At 64.1% G+C, this 19169-nt stretch carries 22 protein-coding genes; 3 read left to right on the forward strand and 19 right to left on the reverse strand.

What is annotated here, in order from left to right:
* The first annotated feature begins 77 nt into the window (after positions 1-77).
* Genes ACK59Z_RS10085 through ACK59Z_RS10095 form a run of 3 tightly spaced genes read left to right on the forward strand, consistent with a single transcriptional unit; the run spans position 78 to position 3063 of the window.
* A complete protein-coding gene (locus ACK59Z_RS10085) occupies positions 78-1847 on the forward strand; it encodes a hypothetical protein (RefSeq protein ID WP_108190395.1) in 1770 nt (589 codons plus the stop codon).
* 1 nt (position 1848) lies between these two features.
* Positions 1849-2787, forward strand: coding sequence for a hypothetical protein (locus ACK59Z_RS10090; RefSeq protein ID WP_258229804.1), 939 nt, complete (start codon positions 1849-1851; stop codon positions 2785-2787).
* Positions 2788-2790: 3 nt separating this feature from the next.
* Positions 2791-3063 carry a PAAR domain-containing protein gene (locus ACK59Z_RS10095; protein ID WP_108190396.1) on the forward strand — a complete coding sequence of 91 codons (273 nt, stop codon included), beginning with the start codon at positions 2791-2793 and terminating at the stop codon, positions 3061-3063.
* A gap of 245 nt (positions 3064-3308) precedes the next feature.
* Here ACK59Z_RS10095 and ACK59Z_RS10100 read toward each other — a convergent pair whose 3' ends face one another.
* From ACK59Z_RS10100 to ACK59Z_RS10190, 19 genes are all read right to left on the reverse strand, one after another.
* Positions 3309-3545, reverse strand: coding sequence for a hypothetical protein (locus ACK59Z_RS10100; protein ID WP_003247974.1), 237 nt, complete (start codon positions 3543-3545; stop codon positions 3309-3311).
* Between the two features lie 68 nt (positions 3546-3613).
* The gene (locus ACK59Z_RS10105) at positions 3614-4465 is read right to left on the reverse strand and encodes a CsgG/HfaB family protein (RefSeq protein WP_014756948.1); all 852 of its coding nucleotides are present in this window, start codon (positions 4463-4465) and stop codon (positions 3614-3616) included.
* Positions 4466-4499: 34 nt separating this feature from the next.
* Positions 4500-4913 (reverse strand): curli assembly protein CsgF, encoded by a 414-nt coding sequence (locus tag ACK59Z_RS10110; protein ID WP_003247970.1) that lies wholly within the window; start codon positions 4911-4913, stop codon positions 4500-4502.
* Entirely contained in the window at positions 4910-5311 is a 402-nt protein-coding gene (gene csgE, locus ACK59Z_RS10115; protein ID WP_003247969.1) for a curli production assembly/transport protein CsgE, read from the reverse strand. The genes ACK59Z_RS10110 and csgE overlap by 4 nt, the downstream gene beginning before the upstream one ends.
* Positions 5308-5835 carry a type II secretion system protein gene (locus ACK59Z_RS10120; protein ID WP_003247967.1) on the reverse strand — a complete coding sequence of 176 codons (528 nt, stop codon included), beginning with the start codon at positions 5833-5835 and terminating at the stop codon, positions 5308-5310. Before ACK59Z_RS10120 ends, csgE begins: the two co-directional genes overlap by 4 nt.
* Positions 5810-6184: a type II secretion system protein gene (locus ACK59Z_RS10125; RefSeq protein WP_003247965.1), complete on the reverse strand. Its 375-nt coding sequence runs from the start codon at positions 6182-6184 to the stop codon at positions 5810-5812. The genes ACK59Z_RS10120 and ACK59Z_RS10125 overlap by 26 nt, the downstream gene beginning before the upstream one ends.
* A 5-nt stretch (positions 6185-6189) precedes the next feature.
* Positions 6190-6669: a type II secretion system protein gene (locus ACK59Z_RS10130; protein ID WP_003247963.1), complete on the reverse strand. Its 480-nt coding sequence runs from the start codon at positions 6667-6669 to the stop codon at positions 6190-6192.
* Positions 6666-8531 (reverse strand): secretin N-terminal domain-containing protein, encoded by a 1866-nt coding sequence (locus ACK59Z_RS10135; protein WP_108190397.1) that lies wholly within the window; start codon positions 8529-8531, stop codon positions 6666-6668. The genes ACK59Z_RS10130 and ACK59Z_RS10135 overlap by 4 nt, the downstream gene beginning before the upstream one ends.
* Positions 8528-9034 carry a hypothetical protein gene (locus tag ACK59Z_RS10140; RefSeq protein WP_060544960.1) on the reverse strand — a complete coding sequence of 169 codons (507 nt, stop codon included), beginning with the start codon at positions 9032-9034 and terminating at the stop codon, positions 8528-8530. Before ACK59Z_RS10140 ends, ACK59Z_RS10135 begins: the two co-directional genes overlap by 4 nt.
* Positions 9034-9597, reverse strand: coding sequence for a type 4a pilus biogenesis protein PilO (pilO, locus tag ACK59Z_RS10145; protein WP_003247957.1), 564 nt, complete (start codon positions 9595-9597; stop codon positions 9034-9036). The genes ACK59Z_RS10140 and pilO overlap by 1 nt, the downstream gene beginning before the upstream one ends.
* A complete protein-coding gene (locus ACK59Z_RS10150) occupies positions 9584-10126 on the reverse strand; it encodes a pilus protein (protein ID WP_014859950.1) in 543 nt (180 codons plus the stop codon). Before ACK59Z_RS10150 ends, pilO begins: the two co-directional genes overlap by 14 nt.
* 1 nt (position 10127) lies before the next feature.
* The gene (locus ACK59Z_RS10155; RefSeq protein ID WP_004577514.1) at positions 10128-10907 is read right to left on the reverse strand and encodes a hypothetical protein; all 780 of its coding nucleotides are present in this window, start codon (positions 10905-10907) and stop codon (positions 10128-10130) included.
* The gene (locus ACK59Z_RS10160; RefSeq protein WP_258229805.1) at positions 10891-12678 is read right to left on the reverse strand and encodes a GspE/PulE family protein; all 1788 of its coding nucleotides are present in this window, start codon (positions 12676-12678) and stop codon (positions 10891-10893) included. The genes ACK59Z_RS10155 and ACK59Z_RS10160 overlap by 17 nt, the downstream gene beginning before the upstream one ends.
* 60 nt (positions 12679-12738) lie before the next feature.
* Positions 12739-13272 carry a response regulator gene (locus ACK59Z_RS10165; protein ID WP_019437656.1) on the reverse strand — a complete coding sequence of 178 codons (534 nt, stop codon included), beginning with the start codon at positions 13270-13272 and terminating at the stop codon, positions 12739-12741.
* A gap of 249 nt (positions 13273-13521) precedes the next feature.
* Positions 13522-14163 carry a SurA N-terminal domain-containing protein gene (locus tag ACK59Z_RS10170; RefSeq protein WP_108190400.1) on the reverse strand — a complete coding sequence of 214 codons (642 nt, stop codon included), beginning with the start codon at positions 14161-14163 and terminating at the stop codon, positions 13522-13524.
* Positions 14164-14175: 12 nt separating this feature from the next.
* Entirely contained in the window at positions 14176-15666 is a 1491-nt protein-coding gene (locus ACK59Z_RS10175; RefSeq protein WP_230064345.1) for an ABC transporter substrate-binding protein, read from the reverse strand.
* Positions 15667-15860: 194 nt separating this feature from the next.
* The gene (locus ACK59Z_RS10180) at positions 15861-16526 is read right to left on the reverse strand and encodes an SCO family protein (RefSeq protein ID WP_012052145.1); all 666 of its coding nucleotides are present in this window, start codon (positions 16524-16526) and stop codon (positions 15861-15863) included.
* Positions 16523-17179 (reverse strand): SCO family protein, encoded by a 657-nt coding sequence (locus ACK59Z_RS10185; RefSeq protein WP_070095875.1) that lies wholly within the window; start codon positions 17177-17179, stop codon positions 16523-16525. The genes ACK59Z_RS10180 and ACK59Z_RS10185 overlap by 4 nt, the downstream gene beginning before the upstream one ends.
* Positions 17176-19152 (reverse strand): cytochrome D1 domain-containing protein, encoded by a 1977-nt coding sequence (locus ACK59Z_RS10190; protein ID WP_409292934.1) that lies wholly within the window; start codon positions 19150-19152, stop codon positions 17176-17178. Before ACK59Z_RS10190 ends, ACK59Z_RS10185 begins: the two co-directional genes overlap by 4 nt.
* Positions 19153-19169: the final 17 nt, after the last annotated feature.

Consider the following 19169-nt stretch of genomic DNA (forward strand, 5'->3'; position numbering starts at 1 on the left):
CCTTGAGTCATGCCGCACTCAACGGAGCGCTACCCATTCCTCCAGACATTTGCGTGCCGTGCTCTCTTCCCGGTGCAATGTTTTCGCTCGACGGTGGTGATGGCTGCGACCAGGTACTGGGCATTCCGTCGCAGAACGGCGTTGGCCCCGCTTGGTTTCGCAACAACCCCTGGATCCGCGACCCAGCACGCAATCACCGCGACACCTTCCTCCAGCAAGTGCTGGAACACGCTGGCGATACGCTGGGCAATGCCTGGCTGGCAGATTTTTACGCCTTTGCCGCTCGCGAAAAGCTGCAATTGGTATGCATCGACGATGAGATCCGCCTGGACGAACTGGCCCCACCAGTACTCGACCACATGGGCAAGCGCGACCAGCAAGGCTTCGGCTTCACCCTGCACAGCAATTTCCTGTTCACCGACCACAAGATCTACTTCGCCACCTTCACCCACGTAGAGTGGCGCGAAGCGCAACGGGAAGAATACATCGACGAGCACGGCACCCAGCGCATCAGTCCACCCTACACCTGGCACACACCCAGCGGCCTGTTCCCAATCAACCTGGCCTGCGAACAGCTGGCCCGCCACTATGCCGAAGCCAAGGGCCGCGCACGCCTGTGGCAAGGCGTTATCGGTGCGGGCGAATTCGCCCTCGGGCTTCTGGCAGTCATCCCTGTGGTGCGGGGTGTCAAGGGTGCCCTCACCCGCGGCCGCTATGCTTTCGTCGCGCTGGAAGCCGCCCTGGCAGCAGACGCCATGATCGATGGCAGCAGCCGCATGATCACCGGCGAAGGCCTGAGTATCGGCGAGCAGTTCTTCACCGACCTGGCGCGCCTGGCCAACCCGGACACCGCCGAGGCACGTGGCAAGCAAGTGTTCATGGCCATCAACCTGGCCTTGCTGCTGCCGGCCGCCATGGGCGGCGCCCGCTGGCTGATGCACAAGCTGCGGCCCGGCAGTATCACTACCGTGCGCCTGGACAACGCCGCACTGTCGCAAGAAGACGTCCGTCGCCTGGGCAACCGCAGCGCTGGCGAAGTCACCGTACTGGAAACCCGCATCCAGCGCCGCACCCGCGAAGGTGAGCTATCGGTCACTGCCCGCGAACTGCACTCGGTAGACCGCAATGCCAGCCAGGTCGCACTCGACGTGGTCGGCGGCAAGGCCGACTACGCCTTCATGGCCACCACCCTGCGTGACCGGCTGGTGGCACTGATCCAGCACAGCGTCGGCCCAGTGCGTATGGGCGGTAGCCTGACCCGCGTCGTCGCCGATGCCGGCGAAGAAGCCCTGGCAGCGGCCCTGGTCAGTCACTGGAAGGTCAAGCCCGAAAACATCCTCGGCATGAGTACCCACCCCTCCCGGCCCAGCCAGTTCGGCTTGAAGAACAAGAGCGACCAAGGCATCGACATGCTGGTGTACGTACCGCCTCCGCCTTCGATGACGGTACGAAATCCGACGACGCAGGAAATGCGCCATCACATTGATGGGCTGAAAGGCACGGCGCCGCTGAACGAGCTGAAGTTCGAGGCGGGAACGTTGTTGGTGATAGAAGTGAAAGCTACGTTGGGCAAGACGAAGACGCCAGGTTTTACCAGTACTCAAAAAGCAGGAGGAAGAGCCAACCTGGAGCGCATACAGGACTTGATTCGCAAGAAAAGGCAGGGTTGGGGAGAAAGCCTGATCCAAGCTGACCCGACCATTCTTACGAAGCACCATGCGATAGAGGACAACTTGGATTCACGAAAGATTTCATACCTGCATGCTCAAGTTTTTTTTGACTCGACAGGCCATTTAAGCAGCGTTACCGGAGCCCGAAACGGAATACAATTGAATCTCTGGAATTGATATGAGCAAACAGCTAAAAGACAAACTTAAAATCAGTCTTAAAACAATAAATGACTGGGCCAAACAAGATCTTTTCGTAAGGATAGACCTATTGGCTTCCTACCTCGCCACTGGGAAAACCATTAGCCTCGCTTGCAACCAAGTATTCAAAGCAGGCATGAATAATATTGGAAAAGGGCTACAGATTGCACCGCAGCATCCATTCGGGCCGGCTTCGCCGGTTTTTGTTCACGGCATCACAAAAATGTTGGTCGCTGAAGCGATCCAAGTCCAACGACTTGAGGGTACTGAAGATCACGCTGTCGGCGACCTGGACGGAATCGCTCACCTCATGTTATGCACACTCGCGATCGGCCAATTCGCGCTGATTGAGCCCTTTCACCAAGCTGTGCTTGCGGGTATTCAAAACGGATACGGCATCCGCGATGGCCACGCGTTGCCCATCGGCACCACCCTACGTTACGCCGCCTTTGGCCTGACCATCATCGGCGACTGGCTAGACAAACCGCTAGACCTCGACAAACACGCCCTGCCCCGCGACCCTGCCTGGGGCCAGCTGGTCGCTCACTGGCGCGAGCCCGACCCCGACAAGCTGATGCCGATGCTGGTCACCGCCTGCGATACCCACGTTGAACGCATCGCCCTGACTTCCCGCGAACTCGACTCCGGCAACTTCGAATTCGGCTCGCCCTTTGAAGCCGTTTACCCTGCCGAAATCCTCGCCATTCTCAACCTGCGGCGCTCGATGGGCCTGCCAAACCCTTCCATCGACCACCCACTGATGAAGACGCCCTACGCTCAGCTGACCTGCCCGCCAGGCATGCGCTTCGAGCCGGATGAGTTACTGATGCGTTTCCTGGCTGCGGCCTGCAAGTATGATCCCGATGCCGTACCGGCTGGGCTTTACGAAGCCGTCGTGCAGAACAGTGCAGAGGATTGAGCGATGTCCAGAAAAGGCGCAATTCGCAAAGGCGACCCTCACAGTGGCGGAGGCCGGATGGGGGAAGGACGCGGGATGGTTGTCAACGGGCGGCCGCAATGCATCCTTGGTGATCATGCGCCCTGCCCGCTTCATGGTGGGACATTTGCACTGGTATCTGGCGGTGATCGTGGTGTGCTGTGCAACGGTATTGCGTTGGTGTTCGAGCCGGCAGAGCTTGCGTGTGGATGCAGGGTTTCATCCACCTGCTCGGGACCTTACGCCAAAGATGAATGAGCGCGCAGCGGATCTTCGGGGCTTGTTCCACACATTGGTTTCGGGCCAATTAATCTTTTGCCAATGCGCCCTCACCTGACAATCAGCGGAGCAACCCTCGATATCGGATCGGACAAACGAGGCGGATAAAGATAACCACACAGAAGTGGCCGGACCGAAACAAGTGTGTGCGGGCTTGCCGCGCGGGCGGCGTTCGATCTTACAGGCGCCCAATCCCGATCGCCAAGCACCTGGACGCCCCGCCCTCAGTCCTGCACCGCATTCCCGCGCCCGGCCAACGGCTGCCTCTCAACCCCATCCAGCAACGCCTCCACCACCGCCTTGGCCGAATCCAACCCATGGTCATTGCTCAACAACAGATCACGGCAGGTGCCCTTGGCCAGTTCCAGCGCCTTGAGGTTGGTCGCAAACGCCCCTTTCAGCAGCGTGGACAGGTGCACCAGCGCATCTTCGTAATCCACGCCGGAACGAACGGCGAACAACGGTGGATGGCTGCATTATCGCGACACAAGGTCCACACATCGACCGCGCAGGTGCCGTTGAATCTGCTTCAAGGCTGCAGATTCTGGCTCAAGAACTTGTCCACCGTGGCCTTGCCATCAGCTGGATCCCCCGCCACCTGCCACAACCGCCGCTCGATCCCCTGCGCCAGCAAGTGCCCCACCGCCGCTTCGATGGCCGACAGCACGCACAGCTGCGCCGGTTCATTGGTGGTATACCCCACCTCGGCTTCCAGCAGCTTCTTGAACTCGATGAACTTGAACACGCCGGCACTGCGCCCTACCGAGTAGATGGTCTTGCTGGTCATCACGTTGGCCAGCACCTGCCCGGTGCGCACGTCCACGGCGCGTAGGTTGACGGTGACCTGGTCGACGCGGTATTCGCGGGAGATGTCGATGCCCAGGTAGCGGGCGCCTTCGCCGCCGCTGCGCACGTTGGTGTCGTAGGCGATGATGCCGCCTTCGAGCATCAGGTTGGCGGCCTGCAACGGTGGCAGCTCGCCCATGATGTTTTCCGCCACATCAGGCTTTTTCTGCGATGCGCGGATGATCTTGCGCTCGGTCAGCAGGTTCTGCAGCCCTTCACGCTCCAGCACCACGAACCAGCCGCTGGCACTCAGGGCGTCCATCAACATGCTGGCCGCGCCTTGGGTGACGCTGGTGGAGAACGAGCTGGCCGGGGTCGGCTTGTACTGCCCGGTCTGGTCGCGGAAGCCGTACACCACGGCCATCAGCCGGCCTTTGGGCCGTGGCATGTTGATCAGGTCGTAATAGGTCGAGGCCCGAGGGGTCAGGGTCGGGGTTTCCGAGTCCTGTTCGGCCGACATGGGTTCGCGCAGGCTGCAACCACTTTGCAGGCCCAGGGCGGTGAGGATCAGCAGCGCGCTCAGCAGACGTTTCATGGTGTTCTCTCCCCAACATAAAAGCCCTTCCCTCTCAGGGGTTCAGGCCGCTGACCTCAATGATCGAAATTTCTCCTGTGGCACGATCGGTGACCTTGATGCTCAAGGCCCCGGAATCGTCGATGACGTCGATGAGAAACGCATCGGTCGCCATGCTGCCGGTGTTGCCGTTGCTGATGTTGTCCAGCAACTGCGACAACATCCGCGACTCCAGCTGGTTGCTGAAGCGCTCAAGGGCTGTGGTGCCGGTAAAGGCCGAGGCACGGTCCTTGAGGTCCGGGTCGTCGTAGTCGTTCTGCGCCTGGGCGTTGTTCAGCAGCCATGTGCCGTTCAACGGGTTGCCGCCAAAGGCCGGGTTGACCGGGGTGTACACCAGCTCGGTGGCCTGGGCAGCACAGGCGCTGGCCAGCAGGCAGGCGGCAATGCAACGTGGAATGCGGTGGTTCATAGCTCGTCCCTCTCCAAGTCGGTGGTGTCCTGTAGCAGGCGTTGCAGCTTGCGTTGAATGATCTGCTGCTTGACCAGGTCGGCAGCGGCGACGGCCTCGTCTTTGAGCTCGGTGGTATTGGGTGGCAGGAAGCGGCGGTACACCACTTCACGCTCGAACTCCACCGTCACCAGGCTGCCCCAGCGGGCATCGGGGCGTTCGCGTACCACCAGGTTGAAGTCCAGACGGCTGGTGGCACGCAGGCGGTCGGCGAAGTAGTAGTAAAAGTCGTGGCCAATGTGCGAGATGGTGTTGTCGACGATAAAACCCTGCATCTCGTCTTCAGCACCCGCCTTGGCGCAGGTAGTCACCCCAGCCATCAGCAGCAGGCTCAGGCACAGCGCAGTCAGGCGCTTCATGGCGTGTCTCCCGGGCCCGCATTCGTCTGCACACCGCGTGCACTTTCGGTAAAGGCCTGCTCGGCGACGAACTGCCAGTCGCTGTAGTGCTCCATCCCCTCGAACCCGCTCCATTCGGCGCTGAAGCCACTGCGCTTGAAAGGGGTGGCGTCCGAGCGGCTGTACACCCCGGTGATACGGCCGTCGATCGAGCGCAGCAGGCCCCATTCGTCGCTGTTGCTGATCGGGTCAGGGTAAAGCCTGCGGATGTGCCGTTTGGCCTGCGGGAAACGGTTGTCCTGCAGCAGGTCGGCCAGGTCTTGCGGGTACTGGGCCAGCCCGGGGGATGCGCGGTAGTAGCTGCGCAGGGCCTGGGCGTACTGGCTGCCGACCCACAGCAACTGGCGTTCGCGGTCGCGCTGGGCGGCGCTCGCCCAGATCGTGCCGGTGGCCGCCAGGGCCACGCTGCTGACCGCAATCAGCAGCAGCACACCCAGGTAGGTGAAGCCGCCGTTGGCCTTACCATTCAGCGAAGAGGCTGCCATCACGCGCCCTCCCTGTGGCACCGCTCTTGATATCGGCCACGCCGCCCGCCACGCCCTCGGGCGGCGGCACCAACTGCCAGGCATCGCTGCGCTCGGTGATCGGGTCGACCGGTGTGTTGCGCAGGTAACGTTGCTCCACCAGTTGTTCCAGCGAATCGGGGTAGTGGCCGGTATCACCGTAGTAGTGGTCCAGCGCCTCGCGTAGCACTGCCAGGCTCTGACGCAGGGTGGCCTCGCGCGAGCTTTCCAGGCTGTTGAAGTAGCGCGGCATGGCGATGGTCATCAGCGTGGCGATGATCGCCATCACCACCAGCAGTTCGATCAGGGTGAAGCCTTTGCTGCGTTTCATGGCTGTCACCATTGCCCGTAAGGGATATTGTTCAGGCCTTTGCCGCGGGCCCTGGAATACACGTCGAACACGTCTTCGCCGTCGCGCGGGTTGTCGGGGCTGCTGTCGTAGGCACGCAGGCCCCAGCCGCCTTCGTCTTCATCCTTTGCCGCCACCAGCGGGTCGTGCGGGATGCGCCGCAGGAAGTAGAACTTGGCGCCCTTGGCACTGCGCACATCGCGCACGCCCTCTACCAGCACCTGCAGGTTCGGCGGGTAGCCACTGCTGTCCACACGCTTCTCGATGTAGCCGGCGTCGAAGGCCCGCTTGTAGGCATCGATGGCGTCGCGAATCTGGTACAGCGCCTCGCGCAGTTGCTGCTCCTTGCCGCGGCGTACCACCGTTTCGGTCAGCGGCGCGGCCATGCTGGCGAGCAACCCGAGCAGTGCCAGGGTCAGCACCACCTCGATCAGGCTGAAGCCGTGCATGCGACGCCGCGCGTTCATGGCCGTGGGCTCCCGTTGACCGGGGCGACCGCCATCTGGCTGTCCACGACCGGTTCATCGGTGGTCGGCGCATTACCGGGTACGTCCATCGGCGGCAGTGGCGCCATCTGGCGCACCTGCATGGCCGACTCGGTGCCCGTGGAAAACTCCATGTCCGACGGGCTCTGGTACGGCAGGTTACGTACGATGCGCGGGGTGATCGCCAGCACCAGCTCACTCTTGCTCATGTCGTCCTTGTTGCTGCCGAACAGCCGGCCCAGCCCTGGGATATCGCCAAGGCCGGGAATCTTGTTGCCACTGGCGTTGTGGTCGTTGCGCACCAGGCCGGCCAGCACCTGGGTTTCGCCGTCATGCAGGCGCAGGCTGGTCTGCGCGTTGCGGGTGTCGACCTGGACCGGGATGGTGCCCTGGCGGGTGGCCTCCAGCGGGGTGGCGTTGCTGACCTCGAGCGCCACCTTGATCGCCACTTCGTTGTTCAGGTGCACGGTGGGCTGCACTTCAAGCTTCAGGCCGACGTCCAGGTAGGTGACGCTCTCGGTTATGACCGGCCCTTGGGTCGACGGCACCGAGGTGGCGCTGATGATCGGTACCCGCTGGCCGATGTGGATGCGCGCTTGCTCGCGGTTGCTGACGCGGATCACCGGGCTGGCCAGGGTGTTGATGTCTTTGTCCTGGGCGTTGATCTTGGCCTGCGGCGCCGGCGCAATGCTGATGCGGCTGGAATTGATGCCCTTGAGCTGGTCGAGCACGCTGACCGGGTTGCCATCGTCGCTCAGCACGCCGAAGGTGTTCGGCCATTGCAAGCCAAGGTCGAGGATGCGCGAGGTCGCCACCTCCATCACCTCCACTTCCAGCACCACCTCGGGGTTGGACTGGTCCTGCGACTGCAGCAGCTTCTCGGCCATGCGCACCGCGTCCGACGTGTCGCGCATGGTCAGGGTGTTGAGGCGCTCGTCAACGAACACGTCGCGGGTCTTGAGCATGGTCTTGACCATGTTCAACGCGGTATTGGCGTCGATGCTGGTCAGGTAGAACGTACGCATGACCAGTTCCTGGTAGTCCTTGGTCTTCTGCGGCGAATCGGGGTAGACCATGACGGTGTTGTCGTTGACGATCTTCTGGCGCAGCTGGTTTTGTTCCAGCAGCAGCGCTATCGCGTCCTCGATGCGCACCTCGCGCACGAAGATGGTGGCTTTCATGTCCGGGCGCAGGTCCTTGTCGAAGATGAAGTTGATGCCGGCCACCTGCGACAGCACTTCGAAGATGGTCTTCAGGTTGGCATCGCGAAACTCCAGGGTGACCGGCCGCTCGAGCTTGCTGCGCAATTGCGGGTACGGCTGCGCGGTGCGTGCCTGCACGTTTTCGATGTCGCTGCGCAGGGTTATGCCCTTCTGGTTCTGCGGGTCCAGACGCAAGACTTCGCGCATGTAACGTTCGGCACCGAACAGGTCGCCCTGGCGCAGCGCCGCCTGGCCAAGCGCTACGCGTTCGTCCAGGGTGCGGATCAGCTCCAACTGGCGAATGCCATCCTGGGCGCGGCGGTTGTTCGGTTCCAGGGTGAGCACCCGGCCATAGCCCATGCGGGCATTGGCGAAGTCGTGGCGGACGCGGTCGCTGTCGGCCTGGCTAATCAGGGCCTCGACTGCCGCCTGGCGGCTGTGGGCCAGGGCGATATTCAGCTCTGTGTCACGCGGGTCGTCGCGCAGGGCCTCTTCCAGGCGGGCGATGCCGGCCTCGTACTGGCCCTCTTTCATCAACTGGTCGCTGTCCTGGCGAACTGCACTGGAGCCGCAACCGGCAATGGCCACGCACAGCGCCACGAGCAGAAACGGAGCAGGCTTGCACAGCTTTGACGACTTCATGGTGCGCTCCCGACAGACAAGGTCTGCGACTGGTGCAAAGGCAGGTAGACCAGGTTCAGCTCGCTGGCCGATACCCGATCGAGGCGATAGGTGTCTTCGATCACGTCGCCTTGGCGCACGACGTAGAGTTTTTCGCCGCTCTGCAGGAAGACCTGCAGGTCGTCGCGGTCACCCATGCGGCCGATGAACTGGAAAGGCAGCTCCGGGGCCGTCGGGGCCGCGGCGACGACAGGTGCGGTCATAACCGGTTGTTCGGTGACCGTGGCCAGGGTTTTGGGTGGCGTCCATTGCTGGGTTGGGAACAGGTCGCGGGCGGCCTGTTCCGGCCCTTTCGCGGGTAAGCCCGCGCCGACCATGGACGCAGCGCTTTCTGTTGCAGGCGCGGGTTTACCCGCGAAGGCCGCGACGCCATCGTCCTGGCCAAACCAATGGTCCGGTGCCCAGGCCAGCGCCGCGCTCACGCCAAGGAAGCCGGCCCAGATGACTGCACGTTGTGTGTTCATCATGACCTCGACAGGTAAAGGGTCATGCGCAGGCGGGCATTGAGCTCGCTGTCGCCGATGCGTTTGCGTTGCAGCTCAAGGTCTTCCAGCACCAGCGTCGGCAGTTGCTTGAGCAGGCCCTTGATAAAGCCGCGAATCTGCGGGTAGCTGCCGCGCACTGGCAACACGATCTGGTAGCGGGCCAGCTGGGTCTTGGGGTCGATGCCCAGCGCGTATTCACCGCGGGCCAAGCTGATGCGCTCGGCGCTGGCCAGGCGGTACAGACGCTCGATCAACTCGCTGGCCTGGGGCTGACCGGGCAGTTGCTGGCGCAGGCTGTCAAGGGCCTGCTGCTCGGGCTGGACCGCAATCTTCAGCTCACCCCGCTTGACACGCCCTACCTGTTCGCTGGCCTGCGCTTCGCTGGCGCGCAGTTCGCGTACGCTTTGCCATTGCGGCAGCACACCGGCACACCCCACGCCAATGGCGAGCAGGCCCACGGCTACGGCAGCCAGGCCTACCGGGCCGACAACGCGCAGGCGCTCCTGGAGGATCAGGCGGCTGAACGATTCAAGGGCGCGCATGGCCGATCTCCCAGGTGGCGGTGAGGGTGAAGCGCACCGGGTGCTCGGGCCGCGCAGCGAGCACTTCGTGGTTGAGCAGCGACACGTCGCTGAGCTCGTCGCTGGCTTCCAGCCGCTGGTGGTACTGCAGCATCGCTTCGAGGTTGCGCGCCTCGGCGGCAATGCGCACCTGGCCCTTGCGCGCATCCGGCGTCAGGCCGAGCAGCGCGACGTCGTCCTGCGGCATGGCTTCAAGCATGGCGAACAGTTGCTGCCAAGGACGTTGCAGTTGCTGCGACACACTGCGCATTTGTGCCAAGCGCTCAGCCTGCTCCCGGCTGGCAGCGCTGTTCTTGGGTTGTGCGATGGCCGGGCGGCGGCCCAGTTGCAGTTCCAGGCTATGGACGCTGGCTTCCAGTGCCACTTGCTCGGTCTGCAAGCGTTGCTGCAGCAGCACCAGGCCGGCGACCATGGCGCTGGCAAGGACGAGCAGCGACCAAACCAGCGGTCCGCTGCGCCGTGGCTGGAATTCCAGGTCGAGGCGGCGCATGTCAGGCCACCGCCCGCCACATGGCGCACAGCGGGTCGGCTTCGCTGGCCGGCTGGCACAATTGCACGGCCGCCAGTTGCGGCACGTCGCAGCGGCCCGGGGCATGCAGGTACACCCGCGGCAGGTGCTCGCCGTACAGCTCACAGGTACGCTCGATCAGTGCTTGCAGGGCCTGGTCGCTGTCAGCGCAACCTTGCGCCAGCACTTGCTGCCAGGCACCGCCGGCGGCCAGCAGCAATACACTGCGGCGTGGCTCGGCCAGCACGAACAGGAAGTCACCCTGCTCCAGCTGTGACCAGCAACGGTTGTAGGCAGCCATCAGGTATGGCTGCACCGAGCGCAGGCTCAGGCGGCTTTCCCGGCCCAGTGCCTGCAGCCGCTGCAGCAAGGCTTCGGGCAGCGCCGTGGCGATGCGGGCGGCACCGGCAGGCTCCGGTGACAGCACGATGCGCCAGTCGTCCAACGGCTGCCCGTAGAGGTTTTCGAAGCAAGCGCGGGCATAGGCGTCCAGCTCGCGAGGGTGGCCGATGGCGTCACTCCAGGGCACCAGGCAGAAGCGGCTGTAGCGGGCCGACAGCAACACCCGCAACTGGGCGCCACGTACCGCATGCTCGGCCAGCAGTGCGGCCAGCCCGTCGACGGCAGCATCCCAGGTCGGTTGGGTGGCGTCGCTGCTGAACGCGCGGCTGCCCAGCCATTGGTGGTGATTGTTGTGCCAGCGACCCAGGCCGACACCCTCGGCGCCCAATACGGCGCAGTAACGATCAGATGAATGTGACACGGTTGATCTCCTCAAGGGTGGTACGGCCATCGCGGACCAGGTCCAAGGCCGAGGCTCGCAGCAGGCGCAGGCCGCGCTGGCAGGCAAGCGTCTTGATCTGCGCCAGCGGGCGGCGCTCCACGATCATTTGCCGCAGGTCGTCATCCAGGTGCAGCAGTTCGGCAATGGCACTGCGGCCGCGGTAACCACTGCCACGGCAGTGGCCGCAGCCCTTGACGCGGACGAACGTCCAGCCGGCCACCCCCTCGCGGGTCAGGCCTGAGCCATACAGGGTGTCGTCATCGTGTTCGCAGGGCGTGGCGCAGTGCGGGCAGGCCAGGCGAATCAGGCGCTGGGCCAGCACCGCATTGAGCGCAGAAACGAAGCTGTAGGGGTCGACCTGCATCTGGCTGAAGCGGCCAATCACGTCGAACACGTTGTTGGCGTGGATGGTGGTGAACACCAGGTGGCCGGTGAGCGCCGATTGCACGGCAATCTGGGCCGTGTCGGGGTCACGGATTTCGCCGACCAGGATCTTGTCCGGGTCGTGACGCAGAATCGAGCGCAGGCCGCGGGCGAAGGTCAGGCCCTTCTTCTCGTTGACCGGGATCTGCAGCACGCCGGGCAATTGATACTCGACCGGGTCCTCGATGGTGATGATCTTGTCCACACCATGGTTGATCTCGCTGATCATGGCGTACAGGGTGGTGGTCTTGCCGCTGCCTGTAGGGCCGGTGACCAGGATCATGCCGTAGGGTTCTGCCGCCAACCGGCGCAGGGCGCGCAAGGTTTCGTCGGCAAAGCCCAAGGCTTGCAGTTGCACGCCGCTGACCCGGTCGGACAAGTCCTGCTTGTCGAGCACCCGCAGCACGGCATCTTCACCGAAGATGCTAGGCATGATCGACACCCGGAAGTCGATTTGCCGGTCGCCCACGGCCACCTTGAAGCGGCCGTCCTGGGGCACGCGTTTTTCGCCGATGTCCAGCTCGGCCATGACCTTGATGCGCGAGATCACCTGATCGGCGAAGGCGCTGCCACTGGCCTTGCCGGCACCGTTGAGCACGCCGTCGATGCGGTACTTGATGGTCAGGCCCTGGCCGGTCATGCCCAGGTGGATGTCGCTGGCGTGCAGCTTGAGGGCGTCGTACAGGGTGGAGTTGACCAGCTTGACCACGCGGCTCTGGTCTTCGCTGATACTGGCCAGCGACAGGCGTTGCAGCGGGTCGCTTTCGCTGCTGGCGTCGGCGTCGTGGTCAAGGGCATCGACTGCGTGGAAGCTTTCTTCATGACGGGCCAGGAAGGTGGCCAGGTCGGCGGCGTGGGCCAGGTAAAGCGGCGCGCCTTGCAGTACGTCGTCGATCCAGGCCAGGCGGGCGTGGTCGAAGGGGTCGGCGAACACGCCCAGCAGTTGGCCGCCTTGCTCGATCAGCACACATTCGCGCTTGAGGCACTGGGCCAAGGCCAGCTTGTCGAAGCGTGGGGTGCTGGCCAGCAGGCTGTGGCTGTCGAGTACCGGGTAATGCAGGGTCAGGCCCAGGCGCTGGGTGAAGGTGTCGGGGGTGTCGCAGGCCAGGCGTTCCAGGCAGTCGAGCAGGCGCTCGTCGGTGGCTTGCAGACGGGCCTGGGCCAGCAGTTCGCGGGGGTAGGTCTGGCACGGGTTTACCGGAGCCGGCCCTTTTGCGGGTGAACCCGCTCCTACAGGTTCAGTGCAATCCTGTGGGAGCAGGTTCACCCGCGAAAGGGCCGGTGCAGGCTTTGCAGATTCCGGGGTTGCATCGAGTGCTTCTGGCATGGCCTGCGACTCCGCTCAGGGGCGCGTCGCAGGCTGGCTCGGCCAGGGGTGCGGGCGCCGCTATTCCCCTGTGAGCAGTTGATCGTCGTCGGGCCCTGGTGGCTTGGCGCCATTACGGCGGCGGTCGGCCAACACCCAGCTTCCATCGTACAACTGCAGGGGGAACGATTCGTTCCTGTTCTGGCGTCGTTCGACGAACCCTTCGGCCGGGTTGTCCGTGGCCCTGCGCCGGCGCTCGATGCCCAGCAGGTCGAAGATCGCACGCGCCAGCTCCATCAGTGGGAACGGCTTGAACAGGACGTGACTCACACCGAGTTCGGCGGCCCGCTCACGCACCTCGACGGTGGGGTGGGCGGTGATCAGCACGAAGTGGCATTGCCTGTTCTTGCGTACAGCCTCCAGAACCTGAAAACCTTCCATGTCGGGCAGGCGGTAATCCAGCACAACTACTTGCGGTGCCAGGCTTTCAGCCTGTTCGATACCACTGGCACCGTCGTGGGCAACATGAACTTCCAGGCCTTGCGCCTGCAGGTACGCTTGCAGGTTCTGCGCAAGAGTCTGTTCGTCATCGACTACCAATACTCTGTTCACCAAGGTCGACTCCCCAATACTGCCCGGTTCCCCGGTCTGCGAAGTACGCCCTTGTAGAGACTTGAGCAGGCTTCGTGCCAGGCGTGAATAGTCATGTTGCACCACTGTAAGTCACTGATTTTACTAAGGTGCCGGCCAGCAACCGACAGACGCTGAACAGGCACACCCAACCGGTTCCCCACAAGCGGGGGAAATGATGGCACATTGCCAAACCTTAATTCCCCAGGATTGGGGCAAGCGCCCTCAACGGTCTCAGTTGGCGATCTCCACTTTAGCGGACTCGCGCAAACGTTGGCGCACGGATTGGCGCGCCTGCGCCTCCCGCTGACCGATGAGCGTTGCCCTGGCCAAGGCCAGGCCGTGTTCGCGTATGACCGATGGATTATCACTTTGGTTCTGCGCTCCTTGCAGTCTCTCCTGGTTGGCATCATAAAATGCCTCCACTTCGCCCTGGCTCGGCGCGTCGACTGCGCTGAGCTGGGCGTACACCTGCTGGGCCGCCATCTCATGCCGGGTGTATTCAGTGTACTGTGCCCTATCGAAGCCTGCCTCTGCCAGCCGCCTTTCGAATACCGCCGGGCTGCCAAATGCCGCTTCCACCTCGCCAATCTGTGCCGACACGTGTTCATCGCTGATGGCTATGCCTTGGCGTTGCGCTTCCTGCCACAACAGTTCCTTGTCGATCAGCTCGTCCAGCGCCTGGTCACGCAGGCGTTTATACAGGCCTGGATTGCGGATGCTGGTCACCGCCCGACCCTGGGCGTCCAGGTACTCGCTGAAGTAGCGCTCCAGGCGCATCAACCCGATCTCGACACCATTGACCCGCGCCGCTGGCACATCGGCCCAGCTCACCCTGGTCAGCACCAGCAACAGGCACAACCACACGATCCGCATGACAACCTCCGCTCAAGGGCTGACCGGCACTGGCCGGTAGGGGGTGACCGCAGTAAAGCGTGGCCCGGGCAGGGCCACCGCCACCACATGGGCACCTGCCATGCCCTGGCGGCGACCAGGGCCAAAGCCCAGTGCCGGGGTCAGGCCGGTGGGCACATCGTGCAAGCCTTCGAGCGCAGCGATCAGTTGCTCGCGGCTGGCATCCCGTCCAATCTGCTTCAGCGCTTCGCTCAGCAGGCGCAACGCGCACAGCGTATTGACCTGCAACGACACCTGGCGCGGGTCCAGGCCCTGGCGCTGCTGCAGCCCGGCGAGCGTTGCCTGGCCTTGCTCGGTCCAGTCCTCTGGCACGTAGGGGTAGGCCAGAAACAGCCGCTGCGACCACTGCGCCGGCAAGCGCGCCACAGCGCCGGCTACCTGACTGGAAGCGGCGAACAGGTAGGGCTCGCGGCCCGCCACCTGCAACGCCGCCGCCAACTCGGCAAAGGCCTGGGCGCGGCCAAGGAAGACGATGCCCTGCCCGTCCACCGCCTGGCCGTCGAACGCCTGGATAGCGGGTGGCGCCCAGCCCTGCTGTCGTAAACGCTCGCGCACCTGCTCGGCCAACGCGGCGTGTTCGTTACCGGCATACACCACGCGTAACTCATCCGGCGCCAAGCCCAGCGCCACACGGGCATGGCCTGCCAGGCTCAGCAATTGCTCGGGCAAGCCGGGCAGCGGGTCGAAGATCTGTGCGCTGCCGCCGCTGCGCGGGGTACTGCCGACCATCGGCACGTTCTGTGGCGCCAGCAAGGTCGTCAGGCGCTGGTCGAGCATGGGCGCCAATGGCGCGATCAGGGCGAACACCCGCTTTTGCTCGAGCAACTGTTGCAAGGCGCGTTCGGCACTGACCGGGTCGGAACCTGGGTCTAGTACGACCAGTTCCAGGCGCCGCCCGTGAATGCCGCCTTGCTGGTTGAGTTGACCCACGCCGTCTTCCAGCACGGCGCGTACCACCTGCCCGGCTTCAGCCAGCGGACCGCTCGCGGGCAGCAGGGTCCCAAGGCGCAGCACGCCCTCTTCCACACCAGGGTCACGTTCTTCGGCCAAGCGTTTGAGATAGGCGGTGAGGTTGCGCTGGTCGGCCAAGGTCAACTCGAAGCGTGGCATGGCCGGGTCGAGGCGATTGCCAGCCGGGTCGATACCCTGCTGGATGGCCCGCGCCAGGCTGCTGTCGGTGTAGGCCGGGTAGCGGCGGCCGTTGGCCTCGCGCGGGCCCTGGCCGAGTGCCAGGCGTTGCCAGTCGAGGCCGGGGGGGCGAACACCGCCTTCGGCACGGCCACGGCCGTCGCTGCCATGGCAACTGGCGCAGGGCAGCACGCTGGCGGGGACTGTGATGTCACTGGCGCCGACCCGGGCTTGCAATTGAGCGTCGCTACTGGAAACGCCCTCGCGGTAGAGGCGTTTGCCGGCTTGTTCGTGGTCGGTCAGGCCCAGGGCCAAGGCTGAGGTCGAAGATGCCATGCCAAGCACGCATGTGAGCCATATCGCAAGCCCTGTGGGCGCGGCCTTGTGTCGCGAAAGGCGCGCGCAGCGCGCCCCTCTTTCTGCGCGTGAGCTGCCACTGCCGGGGCTGCTGCGCAGCCCTTCCGCGACGCAAGGCCGCTCCCACAAAAGCGGATGCCACAGAGGCCAATTCCCCAGGCGGCCCATGATACTCACCGACCGGCCAGCGGCTGGGTCAACAGCTGCATGCGCTGGGCAATCGCCGCTGGCGGTGCATCCGGGCGAATCTTGCTCCAGCGTTTACCTGCAACATCACCGGCAATCAGCTGCGTCGAATGCTGCTCGGGACTCGGCAGGAACTGCCCTATACGGCCAAGCACCAGGTCGACATTGGCCTTGTCACCGGTCAGGAACAACCAGTTCGGCCCATCCACCCCTTGCTTGGCGGCGAACGCCTTCAGCGCCTCGGGGGTGTCGTTCAGCGGGTCACTGCTGATCGACACGAAGGTCACCTGGGCGGCCAGGGCTGGCCCCATGGCCTCGCGCACCTCGCGCAGCTTGCGGGTGATCAACGGGCAGGCATCGGTGCAATGGGTGAAGATCACGTTGAGCATCACCACCTTGTCCTTGAGCACGTCACTGTAAAAGCGCAGCTCGCGGCCATTCTGGTCCTTCAGCACGGTGTCGGTGAACCAGGTCTTGGCGTCGCGTGTACCGCCACCACTGGCCATCGCCTGCGGTGCTGGCTGCGGCTCGGGGGGTTGCGGCGCATGGCCTTCGTGGGCGAACGCCACCGACGTGAGGATCCACAGGCAGCCACCCAGTACCAGCCAGTCGAATGCGCGCATGCCAGCGCGGTGGGAGGTTGCAGTGCTCATGGTTGCACCTCGTGATGGTCGGCAATGGCGGTGCTCTTGGCATGTACCCGGCGAGCACTGAGGCGGTTGATTTCATCGATCAATACGCCCGGGTCGGTGAAGCCGTAGTAACGCGTCCAGTGCCCGCTACGCCCGTCACCCACCAGTATCAGCGGCGGGTGCTGGCTGAGGTCGGCGTTGAAGCTGCCCAGCCCCTTCAGGGTTTCGGTGATGGCGTACGGGGTACCGGTCAGCCAGCTCCAGCCCGGCCCTTTCTGGAATGCCTTGGCATAGTTTTGCAGGCGCTTGGCGTCGTCACGCTGAGGGTCGACACTGATCGACACCAGGCGAACCTCCTCGCCTACCCGGCCGCCCAGCTGCTGCTGGACCTTGCCCATAATCGACGACACCACCGGGCATACCGTGGTGCAGCTGGTGTAAATGAAGCCCATGACCACCAGATGGTCACCCACCAGGTCTTTCTCAAGGCGTACCGGCATGCCTTCCTGGTTCAACAGCGACACATCGGCAAAACGCACACTGGCCTTTTCCTGATGCGCCGCCGGGGGCTGCCCGGCATGGCCGTCATGCTCGTGACCGGCGTGGGCCATGGCCAGGTGGCTGGCAAATGCCAGGCTCAGGGCCAACAGTGTGCAAGCAGGCTTGGCGTTCATCGCACATTCCTCACGTCAGTCTGGGAAGCGTTGGTTGCAGCAGCCGGCAGAACGCGCAGGCTGGTGTAGTTTTCTTCGGCAAACTTGCGCCCCAACGAGGGCGACTGCACATGCAGGTACCAGGCACCGGCCTCAGGCAAGTTCAGCGCCGCCTGGTAGACCCCCTCGCCCACCTCTTGCAACTGCAGGTTGCGCGGCATCGACGATGGCGCCAGGAAGTAGCGCAGGCTCAAGTCGTTCAGGCCCAGGCGCGGCTGCCCGTCGTCACCGACAATCCGTACCCGCGCGGTGAAGTCGCTGTGCTGCGGCAGCGGCTGGTCGAGGCCAATGAACTCGGCACGCGCACCTTTACGTTTGCTGGCATCGCTCCCTGCGGCCACTTCGGTACTGAAGCAATGAATGATTTGCGGCTGGTTGAGCAGGAAGGCAACGTCGAACTTGCCGGCGGCGGGCAGCTTCACCGTCGAGCCATACACCCCGGGGGCCACTTCGCGCAGGCTGCGGTCAACGACGATGGCGGCGCGGGCCTGGTGGCCGCGGTTGTTGTAGCCGGACATGGGGGCATTCATGCCTTCGGCATAGAAGTAGGTGGTGTTGTCCACCGGGTTGACCACGAACACCGAATTGTCATCACGCGATACCGACAGCCCCTGGGCCAGTGGCAGGTCGCCGGCCTGGCGCGGCGCTGCGGGGCCAGCCTCGAAGCCTTGCACGATGGGCGCACGCCCCTCGCCCAGGCTGGCCAGATTGATCATGCTCACTTTCGGCGAGGCCAGGCCACGCACATAGGCATAGCCTTTGGTGAACGTCAGCTGGTACGGTTCGGCCGCCACCGGGATGCGGTGGATCAGCTTGTCGGTACTGGCGTCGATGACCAGGGCCTGGTTCTCCAGGGTATTGAGCACGATGCCGTAGCGGCCATCATGGCTGAAGCGCATCGGCCCCAGGCCCTGTTCGGCCTGGACCGTGTGGCGCAACTGATGGCTGCGGGCATCGAACACCCGTACGCTGCCCTCCTCGCCATCGACCACGTACACAGCCTGGGACAGCGCCGAATAGCTGACCGACAGCGGGTGCGGGCCTACCTTGATGGTCTTGGCCAGGCGCATTTCCGGGATGTCGATGACGCTCAGGGTGCCGCTGTCGCGATTGCTGACATAGGCATAGCGCGAGTCGGCGCTGAAGGCGATTTCGTGGTGCCCGGTACCGGTGTTGAAGTGCTTCATGGCGCTGCGCCCCGGCACGTCGATCACTGTTACCCCGCCTTTGCCCGGGTCGCTGCTGTTGTTGCCAACCCACAGCCGATGCTGGTCCGGCTGCAGGGCCACGCGCAGCGGCTGGTCGCCGGCGTCCAGGTCGGCCACGCGGGTGAAGGTTTCGGTATCGATCACCGAGACCTTGCCCAGCTCGGGTATCGACACGAAAACCTGCTTGTCGTCGCTGGTGGCCGCCCAGTCCATGGGCCGCCCTGGCAGCTCGATGCGGGCCATGGTGCTGGTCACGCCCCCCACCGACACCGTCGGGTCGATCACTGTCAGGCTGGCGTCATTGTTCAGCATCAGCAAGAAGTAGCTGTTCAGGTCGAGCAGCGGCCGGGCCCCGATGCTGCTCTTGAGAAACAGCGCGACACGCGCCTTGCAGCTCTGCTCGCGGTCCCCGGCCGGGGCCGACTGCGCCGGGTCGATCCACGCCCCCGGGGCCATGCCCGACAGCGGTTGGCCACTGGTCTGGTCGCTGAGCTTGAAGCGGATGTTGGCGAAGCCGCCCTCCTTCAGTTCGCCGCCGGCCAATGGCCGGGCCTCGAACTCCACGTTCACGCCGTCCCGGCTGAGCCGGTGCAAGGCCTGCGAGCCGCCCCGTTCCTGCAACAGCTCGCGCGGGTCGCACCATAACTTTTCGTACGCCACGCCCAGCCCGATCAACGCTACCCCCAGCACTACCCCCAAGTAAGCAGGGCGAGTCTTTTTGTTCATGCTCGCGTTCCCCTTCC

Source organism: Pseudomonas sp. KCJK9058 (assembly GCF_046230975.1).
In the GTDB taxonomy this organism is placed as follows: Bacteria; Pseudomonadota; Gammaproteobacteria; order Pseudomonadales; family Pseudomonadaceae; genus Aquipseudomonas; species Aquipseudomonas alloputida.